Below are 15,269 nucleotides of genomic sequence, written 5' to 3' on the forward strand. Positions count from 1 at the left end.
TCCTTTATTTACTTATTAAGGTTATTCTCATAAGTTCATTAATACTACTTACTCCACCTTTTACAATTTCACTTCCAGATTCAAATAGTGTTTTCATTCCATTCTTAATAGACTCTTCCCTTATTTTATCAAAGGATTCTCTATTTGAAATAAGTTCTCTAATATTATGATTTATTTCCATAATTTCAAATAATCCAGTTCTTCCTTTATAGCCTGTCCCAGAACACTTAGGACAACCAACTGGTTTATATAAAGTAAGATCTTTATTAATATCTACTCCTAATAACTTTTTTTCATAGTCAGTTGCCATATATGGCTCTTTACAATTATTGCAAAGCTTTCTAATTAATCTTTGTGCCACTATACCAACAATTGATGTAGCAATTAAATATGATGGAATTCCCATATCCATCAATCTTATTATAGCTGAGGGTGCATCATTGGTATGTAGAGTGCTTAAAACATTATGACCTGTTATAGCTGCTCTTATTGCCATAGATGCTGTTTCTTCATCTCTAATTTCACCTATCATTATTACATCTGGATCTTGTCTTAGTATAGCTTTAAGACCTGACTTAAATGTTAGCCCTGCCTTTGTATTAACATTTACTTGAATTATACCATCCATACTATATTCAACTGGATCCTCTAAAGTTATTACATTATTTTCTTCTGTTTTTAAATCTTTAAGCAATGAATAAAGTGTTGAAGTTTTACCACTTCCAGTTGGCCCTGTAACAAGAAGCATTCCATAAGGATTTCTTGTTATTTTTTTTAAAAGTTCTATGTCCTTTATTGTAAAGCCTAAATTTTCCTTTGTAAATTCAAAAGAAGAGTTATCAAGTATTCTTATAACTAAATTTTCCCCATTTATAGAAGGTAAAATTGATACCCTTAAGTCAATTTCTCTATCATCAATACGAACTAAAATTTTACCATCTTGAGGAGCTCTTCTTTCTGAAATATCCATACCACTTAATAGTTTTATTCTAGTTACCATTGAATTTAACGGTTCCTTTGGAGCTTCAAATTGTTTTCTAAGCTTTCCATCTATCCTATATCTTATTATTATTTTATCTTTCTGTGGTTCAATATGTATATCACTTGCTTTATTTCTAATTGCATTTTCTATAATTCTATCTATAAGTTTTACTGCTGGAGACTCATTTTGATCATTTTTTATTAGATCTTCTTTCTTTTCTTCTAACTTTTCTCTTTCATTAAGCTTTGCTTCTGCTTTTTCCATATAATTTTTAGAATAATATTTTGCAATTGCTTCATTGATTTCTTTCTCCATAGCAATTCCAACTTCTATTTTATATCCTGAAGATAATGCTACATCTTCCTCTGCAAATATATTTAGTGGGTCAGACATTGCCACAATAAGATTTCCATCTCTAAATTTTACTGGTATTAAATTATATTTCTTTGCTAAAGCTTCTGATATTGTTGAAACTGCCTTCATATCAATATCAATTAATTCTAAATCTATTCTCGGAATACCAAGTTGAAGTTCTAATAAATTTAATAAACTTTCTTCCGTTATAAGTCCTTGTTCTACAAAAATTCTTCCAAGTCTTTTTCCTGTAGCTTTTTGAACTTTTATCGCATCTTTTACTTGATCTTCTGTTATATATCCAAGCTCAACTAAAAGATCACCTAATCTTTTTTTAGTATTCATATAATCACCTTAATTTCATAATAATTATACAATATTTTAATACATACTTCTAATGAAATTCTATCGATTTTATAATTTTATTATTTAATTTACAAATTAGATTAACTTTTTTAATTTTATAGCAAAAAATGTAGAAAATAAACCTTTCTACATTTTTGTATAATATTTAATATGCTATTATTTCCACTCCATCTTCTGTTACTAAAATTGTATGTTCCCATTGTGATGAAAGAGAACCATCTTCTGTTATTGCTGTCCAATCATTATCTGCATCAACAAAAACTTCATATTCACCTTGATTTATCATAGGTTCTATAGTAAATATCATTCCTGGTGCAAGTACCATTCCTTCTCCTCTAGTTCCTACATGAGCAACAAATGGATCCTCATGAAACTTAATTCCAACTCCATGTCCCCCAAAATCTCTTACAACTGAATATCCATTTTCTTCTGCATATTCTTGAATTGCAGCTCCAACATCTCCTAGAAATCCCCAAGGTTTAACTGCCTCAATTCCTTTTCTTAAACACTCTCTTGAAACTTCAACTAATCTTTTAGCTTCTTCTGAAACATTACCCATCATATACATTCTTGAAGCATCTGAATAATATCCATCTTTTATTGTTGAGACATCTACATTTATTATATCTCCTTCTTTTAAAATTATATTTTCATCTGGGATACCATGGCAAACCTCTTCATTTATTGAAGTACAAACACTCTTAGGAAAGCCACCATAATTTAAAGGAGCAGGTATAGCACCCTTACTAATTGTATAATCATATACTATCTTGTTAATTTCTTCAGTGCTCATTCCCTCTTTTATTTTTTCTCCAACTAAATCAAGAATTTCATTATTTATTTTTGCACTTCTTCTTATACCTTCTATTTGTTCTTCATTTTTTATAATTTCTCTTGAAGGCATAATATGTCCCTGCCTTTTTAGTGCTTCATATTTTTCATCAAAATCAGCATGACACTTTTTATATTTCTTGCCACTACCACACCAACAACTATCATTTCTATTTATCTTCATATTTTTACCTCTTTCCTCTATTTCAAAATAATATCTTAATTTATATTATATCCATTACCTAAATTTTTTTCAAAAATAATAATCTTTAATTAAAATTATACTAAATTTAATTAAAGATATACTAATTAAAAATATTATTATAACTAAAAAAGCAAAATAATAAACCTAAAAATAATACAAATTAATTGTAATTTATTTATTAGTTTATTATTTTGCTTATTTGTATAAATATATTAATAATTTTTATTCAAGCTCCCTATTATATTTTTGATTAAAAACAAGTTCTTTATCTAATCCTAAATCATTACATGCCTCCTCAAAACTGCATCCATTATCATCCATATACTTTGCTACATAACTATCTATATTTGGTATAGAATTCATATTCATAAGTTTAAATTCCTCCTTTTATTTACTGTTTCACATTCTTATCTCCTTATACAAAAATTATATTCTTTTAATATTCTTTTAATTCCAATAAATTTAAATTTACTTAATATAAATTATATTTAAATAACCTTTTTTTATTAAAAAATGAATTATTAATATAATATAATTTTTAAATTAATTAACATACTATAAATGAATAAAACTTTTAAGGAGTGATATTATGAAAAGTAAACATAAAAGAATTTATTCTAAAGAAAACTATAATGAAAATGGGTTTAAACATAAACAACATTGGTCAAAAAATACATTTACTACAACAACAAAAGAACCAGGAATAAATGAAAGTGGAATAGAGGCCAAAAAGGAAGGCTTTTAAATTAAAAACTCTTATATTCTAAATATATTTAAAATATAATATTAATTAAAATTTATATAAAAATTAAATTAAGCTAGTAATTTTTATTTTACTAGCTTAATTTTTTCACTCTTTTCAAATATAACATATCTTTTCTTTAAATTTAGTATACCATCTCTTTATTGAAGCTCTTTCTCCAATATTTATTCTTTTATATACTATATTAAGTGGTAATACTTTGTTATTATAAACTTCTAGAAATATTATTTTCCCATTGTTTTCTTCCCATACTCCTCCAATATTCTTACTTATTACTTCTCCAAGGTATCCTCCAAATGCCATTGATAAGTCTATTATCTTATCATTATTAATAGTATCTAATTCAATTTCTTTATGAAATACTTCTAATATATCATCAAGGAAATTTAAACTTTCCTCCGAAAAATCCAACTTTATTCCTAAATTCTTTTTTGAAAAAATTACAGCTCTAAGGGAAGCTTCTTTAAAAATTCTTTCTAATCTTTCCATATTTTAAAATACACCTACTTCCTTATAAGCATTTAAAGGGCTATCTTAAAAAATTTTAAGATATCCCTACTTAATATTAGTGTATTCAAAATAATAGGTTTAAGTGAATTTCATCTCCTAAATATCTATTTATTGTATTATAATTATACATTATTAGACATATTCAAAACTACAATTATCACTATAAAGATTAAATGCTAATTCATTATTTATATAAAATTTAAAAGTTGCCCTACATGATGGATTTTCATGTATTATTTTTTCCATATTCCCCTTTAAAGGAGCTAAAAGTTTTTGTGGTTTTTGGCTCATTACTTTAATTTCTAATTTATATTTACCTCTTTTTAATACTAATGAATCATTACTATATTTTAAAACTCTAACTCCATTATATGTAGCTAATCTATATTCTTTACCTTTATAATAAACAATACATATGCATCCTCTAAAATTTCCTCCCATAAAAGGTATATTTGCAACTGATGCCATTATTGAATATTTATAATCTTCTGTAGTATTTTCAAATAGGTTACATTGAGTCCATAAATATTCCTTTGGAAAGGAAGTTCCAAAATCTTTTTCAATATATCCTATTCCATTATCTAAATTTATTTTTTCATTATTAATAATAAATTTTCCCTTTAATTTATGATACATACTTAAAACTCCATGGTTACATTCCATAAATGGTACATATTTAAAAGGTCCCATAATATCATATTTTATTGGTGTTAATTCTCTATATTTTACCTCTCCCTTTATTATTAAATTTTCATCCTTTATATCTATATAAATGCCTTCTTTTGAAAAAATATTATTTCCTATTTTTATTCTTAATTCATTTTTACTTACCTTAAAATCTGAAAAATCATATTTAAAATTATAAGAAAATTTATTTGTTATAACTTGAATAAATGCATATTTGTATCCTTTACCGTCTATATTTATACCTGGAATAAAGGCTATTGTATTCTCCTTTGTTTGATGCTTAAAATACCATCCTTCAAAAAAGTTTCTTTTTTTATTATATCCGTGAAAATTAATCATCTTTAAGTCCTTTAGTTGCTGGTCCCCCTAACCAATTTCCTTTATAATCAAATCTTGAACCATGACATGGGCAATCCCAACTTAATTCATCACTATTCCAATGAAGTTCACATCCTAAGTGAGGGCACTTAGTTGTTACAAAAAATCCTTTTCCTTCCTTATCCTTATATACACCAACCTTATCTCCTTTATATTCAATAACTCCTCCATAACCATTTCTAATATCCTTTAATTCACTATCTGGAATATATATCTTTTGTGCTATATAATTTTTTGCTGTTTCTAATCCATCTTCTATTAAATTATTAATTGATAAAGACATATCAAATCTTTTTGGAGAAAAAATTTCTGAAAAATTATTTTCTTTTCCAGTTATCATATCACTTAATATCATTGCAGATACCATAGCACTAGTCATTCCCCACTTATTAAATCCAGTGGCTACATATAAATTAGATGTTTTCTCCGAATACTGTCCAATATATGGTATCCCATCTAAAGTCATGCAATCTTGAGCAGACCAACAATATTTTTCCTTGGATTTTGGATAAAGCTCCTTAGCTATTTTCCTTAAAGCATCATAACTTCCACCTTTTTCATTTTGCCCAGTTCTTTTTGGAATTCCACCTAATAATAATAAATCCTTATAATTTCTAAAGGAATATCCATTTTTATTAATATCAATATACATTCCACAAACATCATCTGCATTTTCTAGAGCTATTACATAGGATCTTTCTTGATGCATTCTCATAAAATAATAACCAGGAACATTTAAAAATGGAAAATGGGTAGCAACTACTATATTATTTGCTTTTATTTTTCCTTTATTTGTTATAACTAAGTTTTCTTTAATATCTATTGCCATTGTATTTTCATAAATAACTAATTCTTTTGCTATTTCATTTAAAAATTTAAGAGGATTAAATTGTCCTTGATTGTTAAACTTTAATGCTCCTTTAACCTTAAAAGGAAGTTTTAAATCATATACTAATTCAGCATCTATTCCTAAAGATTTTGCTGCCTCTAACTCATCTTTAAGTAAATCAATATTATCTAATGAATATAAATAAGCTGGCATCTCTTCAAAATCACAATTAATATTTTCTTCTTTAATTATTTCTTTATATTTTTTTATTGCTAATTCATTTGCATATGCATACTCTTTTGCTTTATCTTTTCCAAACTCCTTTATTAATTTACTATAAATTATGTCATGTTGTGATGTTATTTTAGCAGTAGTATCTTTTGTATTGCCACTTAAAATTTCTTTAGCTTCAATAACTACCACTTCTTTTCCTTTTTTCTTTAAAAAATATGCTATTAATAATCCTGCAATACCTCCACCTATTACTACTACGTCTGTTTCTATATCTTTACTTAAAGTTTCTCTCTTTCTTAACTTTAAACTTTCACTCCATACCGATTTCATAAAATCACCTCTTAGTTAGTATTCCATTTTTTATTATTTAAATTCAATTTATTCCATAAAAATAACATCACCTGTAAATTTAACAAATGATGTTACTTTTAATAATATATTATTTAATTTATTAAAATATTGTCTCTTCACTATTTTTATCAAATATATGAAGCTTATTTAAATCCATTACAAATTCAACTAAACCCTTTGTATTTATATTATCAGCTGTTGCAGTTTTTATTATTATAGTTTTATCTTCACTTTTAAGATGTAAATAAGTTTCTGCACCTAAATTTTCTGAAACTTCTATATTAAGTTTAAATACAGAATTTTCTTTATTTTCTATATCTTCTCTTTTGCAACTTATATTTTCTGGTCTTATTCCAACAAATAAATTAGTATTTAAATTATTTGTCTTCTTAAGAACTTCTCCCTTTTCCTTTGGCAATTTTATTTCTGTATCTAAAATTTTTAAATATACTGTACCTTCCTTTTCATATGATTCTCCATTTAATATATTCATTTGTGGACTTCCTATAAATCCAGCTACAAATAAATTTTTAGGATTTTCGTATATTTTCTTTGGAGTATCTATTTGCTGAACTACTCCATCTTTCATAACTACAATTCTTGTTCCAAGGGTCATAGCTTCTGTTTGATCATGAGTAACATATATAAATGTAGTATTTAATTCATTATATAATTTTGCTATTTCTGTTCTCATTTGAACTCTTAATTTTGCATCTAAATTTGAAAGTGGCTCATCCATTAAAAAAACTTTAGGATTTCTAACTATAGCCCTTCCCATAGCAACTCTCTGTCTTTGACCTCCTGATAATGCTTTAGGTTTTCTGTCAAGTAAATGAACTATATCTAATACCTTAGCTGCTTCATTTACTTTTCTTTTTATTTCTTCCTTAGGTACTTTTTTTAATTTTAAAGAAAATGCCATATTTTCCTCTACTGTCATGTGAGGATATAATGCATAATTTTGAAAAACCATTGCAATGTCTCTATCTTTAGGTTCTACATCATTTACAATATTTCCATCTATATATAATTCTCCTTCTGATATTTCTTCAAGTCCTGCAATCATTCTAAGTGTTGTTGATTTTCCACATCCCGAAGGTCCAACAAAAACAATAAATTCTCTATCTTCAATTTCTAAATTAAAATTTTTTACAGCCTTAAAACCATTTTCATAAACTTTTTCGATATTTTTTAATACTACTGCTGACATAATATTACCTCCTAATTTATTAACCCTTTACAGCTCCAATTGTTATACCTTGGGTAAAGGATTTTTGGAACATTAAAAATATTATTATCATAGGTATTGATGCTAAAGCAGCACCTGCCATCATAAGACCATAATCAGTTGCAAATTCTAATTGCATTGTAGCTATTCCTAAAGGAAGAGTTTGCATTGTTTTGCTTCTTATTAATATTAATTGCATAAAATAGTCATTCCAAGAACTTATGAAAGTAAATATTCCAAGGGCTGCTATGCCTGGTTTAACTATAGGAATCACTATATTTTTAAATATACTAAGTTCTGAACAACCATCAATTTTAGCTGCTTCTATTAATTCAGTTGGTATTGTTTCACTAAATTGTTTCATTAAAAATATTCCAAAAGGCCATCCTACAGCTGGTAATATTAATGATTTATAAGTGTCTATCCAATCTAAGGTAGTTAGTATATTAAATAACGGAACCATTATTACTTGTTTTGGAAGTGCCATAGCTACTATAAGTAGCCAAAAAGCAAATTTTCTTCCTGGAAATCTTTTTTTTGCTAAAACATATCCAGCTAAAGCTGATGTTAAACAAACTAAAAAAGTAGTAGATATTGCTATAAAAAAACTATTAAATGTCCATCTTACTAAAGGTTGCTTTGATAAACTTAACCAATTTTGCATTGTAGGGTCTGCTGGAAACCATTGTGGTGGCATAGCAATTGCTGCCCCTTGATCTTTAAAAGCTCCTGTTATAATCCAATAAAAGGGGAAAATAAATATTACAGTAAATAAGCATAATACCATAAAAGCAGTAATATGTTTTGGAGTCCATTGATCTCTCCAGTCATATAATTCTTCTTTTTCCTTTTTCTTTTTAAAGAACATGAATTTTTTCTCCTTTCCTCTAATATTCCACATCAGTACCTAAGTACTTATATTGAATTACTGATATTGCCATAACTATAATTGCAAGAACAACTCCCATAGATGAAGCAAGTCCATATTGTCCTAAAGTAAAGGATCTTTCATAAACTTGATACATAATTGTAGTAGTTGCATAATTTGGTCCACCTGCTGTTAATAGCTGAATAAGTGAAAAACATTGGAAGGAATTTATTGTAGTTATAATAACTATATATAATGTTGTTGGTTTTAATAAAGGCCATGTTATATGTCTAAATACTTGGTTTGAATTAGCTCCGTCAATTTCTGCTGCCTCTAAATAATCTTTTGGTATGTTTCCTAGAGATGCCATATAAAGAACTATTGGTTGTCCAACAGATAATGTAACAAGAACCATTAATATTGCCCATTTTGCAATACCAGGATCTCCAAGCCACACTTGTGGATCTACTCCCAAAAAACTTAAAATATAATTTAATATTCCATAATTAGGATGAAATATCCATCCCCATACAACTGTAATACTTACTACAGAAGCTATAGCTGGAAGATAGAAAATTGATCTAAAAAATGATCTAACTTTTGATGATTTTTTAAATATGTTTAAAGCAACAAACATAGAAAAAACTACTACTATAGGCACATTTCCAATAACTAAAAATAAAGTATTCCATAAAGATTTTCTAAATACTTCATCTTGGAATATATTTATATAATTTTGTAATCCTATAAATTCTGAAGTTTTTGGATTATAATCAAAAAAACTCATAATAGCTCCACCAATCATTGGTAATATTACAAACCCAAAAAAGAATACAGCAGCTGGTAGTAAAAATAAATAAGCAGCTATCCATTCTTTTCTTGCTAATTTATTATGATGCTTTTTATTTTTTAATGCATTGCTCATATAAACTCATCCTTTCTTTATAATCTATTAATATGAAGGGAGTATTTTTATACTCCCATTCATTATTATTTTCTATTATTTTTTATTAAGAGTTTCATTTGCCTTGTCATTAAAAGCTTTTAAAGCATCTTTAGGAGAAGCTTTTCCTAAAGTAATTTCTTGAAGTGCTGGGAACCAATGAGTTCTCATTTCAGCAAATCCATTTACTGTATTATAATATTTAGCAGTATATTTACCCATTCTCTCTGCAAACTTCATTTCTTCATCATCATATAATCCCTTTACAGAATCTCTAACTGAAAATGTTCCAGTTGCTTTTAAGTTTTTCTTTTGCCACTCTTTATCATTGCACATAAAATCTATGAATTTTTTTGAAGCTTCTATTTTTGCTTCATCACCATTATCAAATACACATAATCCACCAATAAGAGATTCTAATGCTAGTTTTCCCTTTGGTGCAGGTATTGGTAGTAATATATCATCAAATTTAGTAGATTTCTTTGATTCATTACTCTTTATTAATCCAGTTGAAGATAATATACTTATAGCAGCTTTTTGTTGTAAGTATAAATCAATTGCATCATTTGAAGCTAAAGCTTCAGTTCCCTTTCCAATAAGACCTTGATCAATTGCTTTTTTAACCCATTCCATTGATTTTATAGCTTCAGGTTTATCAAAGGTATAAGCTGTTTGATCTTTATTCATTACACTTCCACCGTAAAGGTTTGCAACAAAAGCTCTTGTTCCTTGGTCCCCTGCTGTACTCTTACTAAAGAATGTTAATGGCATTACTTCTGGTTTTGCTTTTTTAATAGCCTTTAATACTTTTTCAAATTCTTCTACTGTCCATTGCCTATCCTTTTTATCTAAAGGAAGCATATCTAATAGTCCAGCCTCCTCAAACATTTGCTTATTTGCAGACATCATAAAATTAGTTGTATTAAATGGATACATATAGTACTTATCATCTAATTTACAACCTTGAAGGATTGACTCAGATACATCACCTTTTAAATCTTTTATCATATCATCTACTGGTGCTAATGCTCCAATTCTTGCATAATCAATTATTCTTCCTGGTGCATCATATAAAACATCTGGTGCAGATTTTGAAGCTATTGCTGAATTTATTTTTTCACCACCACCATTAAAAGATAACATTTCTACATTAACTTTTATATCTGGATTCTTTTTCATAAAATCTGCTGCTATTTCTTCCTCATATTTACCAACTACCCCATCTTTAGTTTCAAAATTTGGAAAAGCCCACCAAGTTATTTCCACTTGGTTAGATGAAACCTTATCTTCTGCCTTTTTTCCACCACACCCAGCTAATAATGATATACTTAAAGTAGCTGCAAGTATAGTTGACAATAATTTTATTTTTTTCATAAAATAATTCCCCCTATATTATTTTTATTTTAAATATGTTTTACATATTAGAATCTTTTTAATAATTTTATGAAAACTTTATATAATTTCTTAGATATTTAATTTTATTCACCGTTTACTTGTGTTATTACTATATGTAAATCAAATTTAATGGAAAATTTTTAAATTGATAAATAAAAAGAGTTATTTTATTTACTAACTTAATAAATAAAATAACTCTTTTTTATTTAAAATAATCTTATACTATCTGTAAACTTTCCATTTTCCATCTCTATTTCATATAAAGCAATATCCTCCAAACTTGCTTCAAAAGGTTCATACATATTTAAAATAAATTTAAAAGCCTCCATAAGCTTTTCTTTATCTAATCCCATTGCTAAGCTACAATGAGGATTCCAATTGTCTGGCAAATAATAAGCTCTTGCATTACTATTAAACTCTTTAAAATAATCATAATATTTTCTATGAAGAGTTAATAGTTCTTCTGTTACTACTGGCGTTGTTATGCAAGCTCCTGTCGTTGGAAATGCCCCTAAAACATCAAATTTTGTATCAATAACATCAAGTTGCAACTTAAATTCTTTCATCTTTTCTATAAATTTATTTTTATCTATATCATCATAAACTGCTAAAGTAATATGTGGAAAAAGTCCATCCATATTAATAAGACTTGAATCAATTCCATTTTCACTTAAAGCTTGCCAAATAGATTTAACATATCTGGATGATTTTTTATCTAAAAACATATCTACTACATACATATTATTCCTCCAAAGTAATCTTCTTCTTATATACCTAAATTTATAAAAATTATCCTTGATATATTTTATCACATTTTAAACTTTAGATTTTAAATATATCTTTTTATAATATAAAATTTACTTAATTAACTTTTATTTCAATATATAACTATATATTGAAATATATAATTTTTATAAATATATTTTAGATAAGCTTTTATTTAAAACATATTTAAATATTTGAAATTTAATATTTATATGTATAATCTATCTATTAAACTTAATCCAAGTTCCTTTGCAAATTTTAATCCTATATCTAAATCTGCCATTTCACAAGGATTATGTGCATCAATTCCAACAATTATTTTCACATTATATTCCTTTGCAAGTTTCCAAAAATCTTTTATTGGATAACTATATCTTTCCCCATTGTTATATTTAACTTTAGGTTTTCTAAAACCATTAACATTTATTTCTATAGGTATATCTAGTTCTTCTGCTGCTTTAAGTATTTTTCTAGATGATTTAATTGTATGTTCATCCCAATTTATATAATCAAGTCCAAATAAATCAGGATGAGCAAGACATTTAAACAATCCTGTCTTCATAGATTTTACTACAAAATCTACATAGCACTCTAATTTCTCTGGAGTTAAATTAGCTCTTCCTACATAAACCCACTCTCCATTGTAAGGAAAAAAATGTGCTCCTAATAAAAGATAATCAACTTTATACTCTTCTAAAAGTTCTTTATATAACCATTCAAAGTGAGGAAAATACTCACATTCCATAGATTTTTTAATTGATATTTTATCTCCATACTTTTTAATAACTTCATCTATCTCCTTAAAGTATTCTGGCAAATCCTCATAATTCATCCTACTTCCATTGTCAATATCCATTCCTGGATGAGGGAGATGATCTGAGATACCAATTTCATCAAAACCTTCTTCTATTGCCATCTTTACATAATCTTCAATTTTCCCTTTTGCATGTTTACACCTATAATTATGTGTATGGTAATTACTCTTCATTCTTATTCCTCCTATGTAAAAATATAATATATAAACCTTAACAAAACTTATAAAAATATATATTCACTTTATTATACTTTTATAAATTTAATATGAATTAAAAACTAATTTATAGTTTTTAATTCATATTATAAGTTTAAAATTTATTTTATATATATAATTTTACATAATTATGATTAAATATCCAATATAATTTAAATATATCTTAATTCTAATTTATAACATTAACCTTACTAATTGTATTATATTATGTTAAAATATTTTTATATATTTTTGAGAGGTGAACATATGAAAATATTTTATGGTGCTTATGGCTTTGATATACTATCAATTTTTATGCTGTTATTAACTAGCCTTCTTGGATTTAATTATTACACTAAAATTTTAGGTACAGTTTTATTAATATTAGTTATTTATAGAGCTTTTTCTAAAAATATTTATAAAAGAACAGCTGAACTAAATAAATTTATTGACATTATAAATAAGCCTTTAAGTAAATTTGGAAAAAGAATACCTTATAATTTACCTAGAATAAGTCTAGATAACATACCAATGTTATTTAATAGAATAAAATATAATATAAATCAGAAAGTTAAATTTAAAATAGTTAAATGTCCTAATTGTGGACAAAAATTAAGATTACCTAGATGTAAAAAACGTATAATTGTAACTTGTAGAAGATGTTCTCATGAATTTCGTATAAAAACTTAAAAAAAAAAAAATCGCACCTAATTTTCAGGTACGATTTTTTTACTATACTAGTTTATAAATTTATTTATATTAGGCTTTCTACATGACCTTTTACTTTTACTTTTCTATATATATCTTCTATTTTACCATCTTTATCTATTACAAAAGTACTTCTTTCTATTCCAAATACTTTTTTACCAAACATGTTCTTTTCTTTTAATACATCATATAGTTTACAAACTTCTTCATTTTCATCTGATAATAAAATAAATGGTAAATCATATTTTGTAATAAATTTATCATGAGATTTTAATGAATCTCTACTTACACCTAAAATTACTGTATTATTATCTAAAAATTTTTGATAATGATTTTTAAAATCTTGAGCCTCTAAAGAACATCCTGGAGTATTATCTTTAGGATAAAAATATAGTATTACTCTTCTTCCCCTATAGTCACTTAATTTATGTTCTTTATTATCTGATCCTATTAAACTAAAATCTGGAGCTATCATACCTTTTTCTAAACTTTTATTTTCCATAATATCACCTTCCAAGCTTTCATTTTATTAATAATAATAATTATTATATAATAACATTTTAAATTTTTCAACTCTGGATCTCATATTATGAATTTACTCTTATTTTTATATGTAAATATATTTTTAATAGTATATATAATACCTTAGCTTTTCCTATTTTAAAATAAAAGTAAGAGTTGTTGGATTATGATCACTATATCTAAAATTATATTCACTTCCATGAATTTTTTTAACTTCTACATTGTCAGACACCATAAAACCATCTATTATTGATCTTAAATTTTCACCTTCAGTATATGGTTTTTCAACAGTTCTATTACTTGGTACATTTTTATCGGAATATATTTTAAATCCATTTTTAGCAAAATCATCTGGTATTCTTTTTAGCCAATTAGGATGTGTTTCTGTTGTTTTAAATTTAGATGAATCAGTTCCTGGAAGTTCATGATTCCAGTCTCCTCCAAGTATTATATAGTTTCCTTTTTTATATTCATTTTGAACAAAATTTTCAATAAATCCAAGCTGAACCTTTCTAACTTTTCCTCCTTTATCGTAAGCTGAAAGATGGACATTTATTAAAAGTAATTCTTTGTTATTAGAAAGTTTCACCCTATTAACTAACATACATCTATCAAGATCTCCCAATTGTCTAAAAAATTCTTCTTTTCCTGGTAAATCATATCTTATACCTGAATTTAAATTATACTTAGACATTGTCATTATTCCACTTAAAACTTGTCCATGAGGATGAATAAAAGGAAGAGGTACCCAAGGAACATCAAAGTTCTTTGCAAAAGATGTGCTATAATTAGTAAACTTATTTTTCATACTTTCATATTCATTTACTTCATAACTTCTTGTTGATTTCTTATCTAATTCTTGAATATAATAAAAATCTGAATTTAAATCTTTCATTATATTTTCTATACCATTTAAGTTTTCTAAAACAGCATTTTTATTTATAGCCCTTGACATCTTCCCCCCATCCATAAAAAAGTCTACATTTTTATCCATACCAGCATATCCAACATTAAATGAAGTAACTGTGTATTCTTTGTTTAATTCAATTTTTTTCTTTTGATTATTTTCAATTTGAACTATTTCTTCTTTTGCTGGTTTATAATCTGTTATTATCATAAATCCAACATAACCTAATAATATTAATATTATAGCTCCTATTATAGAGCCTAATGCTTTAAAAATTAATTTCATATGATTCCTCCTAAGTTTGATTATTATATTATACATAATTCACTACTTTGAAGCTATAAAAATTTTCTTTATATAAAACTTTATTTTTATATAATTAGTAATTAAAAATATTTCATAAAATGGATGATTTTATTTTTATTATTATTTTC

The 15,269-nt window shown here is 25.9% G+C and carries 16 protein-coding genes; 2 read left to right on the top strand and 14 right to left on the bottom strand.

From position 1 onward, the window contains the following. Positions 1–4: 4 nt before the first annotated feature. The 3 genes from J2Z53_RS01685 to J2Z53_RS01695 all read right to left on the bottom strand — a co-directional run bounded on the left by J2Z53_RS01685 (position 5) and on the right by J2Z53_RS01695 (position 3,107). Positions 5–1,681 (bottom strand): GspE/PulE family protein, encoded by a 1,677-nt coding sequence (locus J2Z53_RS01685; RefSeq protein ID WP_209795490.1) that lies wholly within the window; start codon positions 1,679–1,681, stop codon positions 5–7. A gap of 166 nt (positions 1,682–1,847) precedes the next feature. Next, positions 1,848–2,717, bottom strand: a complete 870-nt coding sequence (locus tag J2Z53_RS01690) for a methionyl aminopeptidase (RefSeq protein WP_209795491.1) — start codon at positions 2,715–2,717, stop codon at positions 1,848–1,850. A gap of 243 nt (positions 2,718–2,960) precedes the next feature. Next, on the bottom strand, positions 2,961–3,107 hold the full coding sequence (locus J2Z53_RS01695; RefSeq protein ID WP_209795492.1) for a hypothetical protein: 147 nt from the start codon (positions 3,105–3,107) through the stop codon (positions 2,961–2,963). A gap of 220 nt (positions 3,108–3,327) precedes the next feature. Here J2Z53_RS01695 and J2Z53_RS01700 point away from each other — a divergent pair, with 220 nt between their 5' ends. After that, positions 3,328–3,483, top strand: coding sequence for a hypothetical protein (locus tag J2Z53_RS01700; RefSeq protein ID WP_209795493.1), 156 nt, complete (start codon positions 3,328–3,330; stop codon positions 3,481–3,483). 114 nt (positions 3,484–3,597) lie between these two features. On the opposite strand, the gene J2Z53_RS01705 is transcribed toward J2Z53_RS01700, so the two are convergent. From J2Z53_RS01705 to J2Z53_RS01745, 9 genes are all read right to left on the bottom strand, one after another. Further along, positions 3,598–3,990 (bottom strand): hypothetical protein, encoded by a 393-nt coding sequence (locus J2Z53_RS01705; RefSeq protein ID WP_209795494.1) that lies wholly within the window; start codon positions 3,988–3,990, stop codon positions 3,598–3,600. Positions 3,991–4,143: 153 nt separating this feature from the next. After that, complete coding sequence (locus J2Z53_RS01710) at positions 4,144–5,037, bottom strand: tocopherol cyclase family protein (RefSeq protein ID WP_209795495.1); 894 nt, start codon at positions 5,035–5,037, stop codon at positions 4,144–4,146. Next, complete coding sequence (locus tag J2Z53_RS01715; RefSeq protein WP_209795496.1) at positions 5,030–6,469, bottom strand: FAD-dependent oxidoreductase; 1,440 nt, start codon at positions 6,467–6,469, stop codon at positions 5,030–5,032. The genes J2Z53_RS01710 and J2Z53_RS01715 overlap by 8 nt, the downstream gene beginning before the upstream one ends. 121 nt (positions 6,470–6,590) lie before the next feature. Next, complete coding sequence (locus J2Z53_RS01720) at positions 6,591–7,700, bottom strand: ABC transporter ATP-binding protein (RefSeq protein ID WP_209795497.1); 1,110 nt, start codon at positions 7,698–7,700, stop codon at positions 6,591–6,593. Positions 7,701–7,719: 19 nt separating this feature from the next. Beyond that, the gene (locus tag J2Z53_RS01725) at positions 7,720–8,586 is read right to left on the bottom strand and encodes a carbohydrate ABC transporter permease (RefSeq protein ID WP_327786693.1); all 867 of its coding nucleotides are present in this window, start codon (positions 8,584–8,586) and stop codon (positions 7,720–7,722) included. Between the two features lie 19 nt (positions 8,587–8,605). Continuing rightward, positions 8,606–9,511, bottom strand: coding sequence for a carbohydrate ABC transporter permease (locus J2Z53_RS01730; RefSeq protein WP_209795498.1), 906 nt, complete (start codon positions 9,509–9,511; stop codon positions 8,606–8,608). A 75-nt stretch (positions 9,512–9,586) separates the two neighbouring features. After that, positions 9,587–10,903 (bottom strand): ABC transporter substrate-binding protein, encoded by a 1,317-nt coding sequence (locus tag J2Z53_RS01735; protein WP_209795499.1) that lies wholly within the window; start codon positions 10,901–10,903, stop codon positions 9,587–9,589. A 227-nt stretch (positions 10,904–11,130) separates the two neighbouring features. Continuing rightward, complete coding sequence (locus tag J2Z53_RS01740; RefSeq protein ID WP_209795500.1) at positions 11,131–11,664, bottom strand: 2'-5' RNA ligase family protein; 534 nt, start codon at positions 11,662–11,664, stop codon at positions 11,131–11,133. Between the two features lie 233 nt (positions 11,665–11,897). Further along, a complete protein-coding gene (locus J2Z53_RS01745) occupies positions 11,898–12,677 on the bottom strand; it encodes a histidinol-phosphatase (RefSeq protein WP_209795501.1) in 780 nt (259 codons plus the stop codon). 288 nt (positions 12,678–12,965) lie between these two features. Here J2Z53_RS01745 and J2Z53_RS01750 point away from each other — a divergent pair, with 288 nt between their 5' ends. Beyond that, a complete protein-coding gene (locus J2Z53_RS01750; RefSeq protein ID WP_209795502.1) occupies positions 12,966–13,388 on the top strand; it encodes a zinc ribbon domain-containing protein in 423 nt (140 codons plus the stop codon). A gap of 64 nt (positions 13,389–13,452) precedes the next feature. Here the strand turns inward: J2Z53_RS01750 and J2Z53_RS01755 are convergent, their stop codons facing one another. Further along, a complete protein-coding gene (locus J2Z53_RS01755) occupies positions 13,453–13,908 on the bottom strand; it encodes a peroxiredoxin (RefSeq protein ID WP_209795503.1) in 456 nt (151 codons plus the stop codon). 153 nt (positions 13,909–14,061) lie between these two features. Then, positions 14,062–15,120 (bottom strand): endonuclease/exonuclease/phosphatase family protein, encoded by a 1,059-nt coding sequence (locus J2Z53_RS01760; RefSeq protein ID WP_209795504.1) that lies wholly within the window; start codon positions 15,118–15,120, stop codon positions 14,062–14,064. Positions 15,121–15,269: the final 149 nt, after the last annotated feature.

The organism is Clostridium moniliforme, assembly GCF_017873235.1.
In the GTDB taxonomy this organism is placed as follows: domain Bacteria; phylum Bacillota; class Clostridia; order Clostridiales; family Clostridiaceae; genus Clostridium; species Clostridium moniliforme.

Excerpts from the sequence above, each read along its gene's own strand:
- J2Z53_RS01685 (WP_209795490.1), bottom strand. The coding sequence starts at position 1,681 with ATGAATACTAAAAAAAGATTAGGTGATCTTTTAGTTGAGCTTGGATAT.
- J2Z53_RS01690 (WP_209795491.1), bottom strand. The coding sequence starts at position 2,717 with ATGAAGATAAATAGAAATGATAGTTGTTGGTGTGGTAGTGGCAAGAAA.
- J2Z53_RS01695 (WP_209795492.1), bottom strand. The coding sequence starts at position 3,107 with ATGAATATGAATTCTATACCAAATATAGATAGTTATGTAGCAAAGTAT.
- J2Z53_RS01700 (WP_209795493.1), top strand. The coding sequence starts at position 3,328 with ATGAAAAGTAAACATAAAAGAATTTATTCTAAAGAAAACTATAATGAA.
- J2Z53_RS01705 (WP_209795494.1), bottom strand. The coding sequence starts at position 3,990 with ATGGAAAGATTAGAAAGAATTTTTAAAGAAGCTTCCCTTAGAGCTGTA.
- J2Z53_RS01710 (WP_209795495.1), bottom strand. The coding sequence starts at position 5,037 with ATGATTAATTTTCACGGATATAATAAAAAAAGAAACTTTTTTGAAGGA.
- J2Z53_RS01715 (WP_209795496.1), bottom strand. The coding sequence starts at position 6,469 with ATGAAATCGGTATGGAGTGAAAGTTTAAAGTTAAGAAAGAGAGAAACT.
- J2Z53_RS01720 (WP_209795497.1), bottom strand. The coding sequence starts at position 7,700 with ATGTCAGCAGTAGTATTAAAAAATATCGAAAAAGTTTATGAAAATGGT.
- J2Z53_RS01725 (WP_327786693.1), bottom strand. The coding sequence starts at position 8,586 with ATGTTCTTTAAAAAGAAAAAGGAAAAAGAAGAATTATATGACTGGAGA.
- J2Z53_RS01730 (WP_209795498.1), bottom strand. The coding sequence starts at position 9,511 with ATGAGCAATGCATTAAAAAATAAAAAGCATCATAATAAATTAGCAAGA.
- J2Z53_RS01735 (WP_209795499.1), bottom strand. The coding sequence starts at position 10,903 with ATGAAAAAAATAAAATTATTGTCAACTATACTTGCAGCTACTTTAAGT.
- J2Z53_RS01740 (WP_209795500.1), bottom strand. The coding sequence starts at position 11,664 with ATGTATGTAGTAGATATGTTTTTAGATAAAAAATCATCCAGATATGTT.
- J2Z53_RS01745 (WP_209795501.1), bottom strand. The coding sequence starts at position 12,677 with ATGAAGAGTAATTACCATACACATAATTATAGGTGTAAACATGCAAAA.
- J2Z53_RS01750 (WP_209795502.1), top strand. The coding sequence starts at position 12,966 with ATGAAAATATTTTATGGTGCTTATGGCTTTGATATACTATCAATTTTT.
- J2Z53_RS01755 (WP_209795503.1), bottom strand. The coding sequence starts at position 13,908 with ATGGAAAATAAAAGTTTAGAAAAAGGTATGATAGCTCCAGATTTTAGT.
- J2Z53_RS01760 (WP_209795504.1), bottom strand. The coding sequence starts at position 15,120 with ATGAAATTAATTTTTAAAGCATTAGGCTCTATAATAGGAGCTATAATA.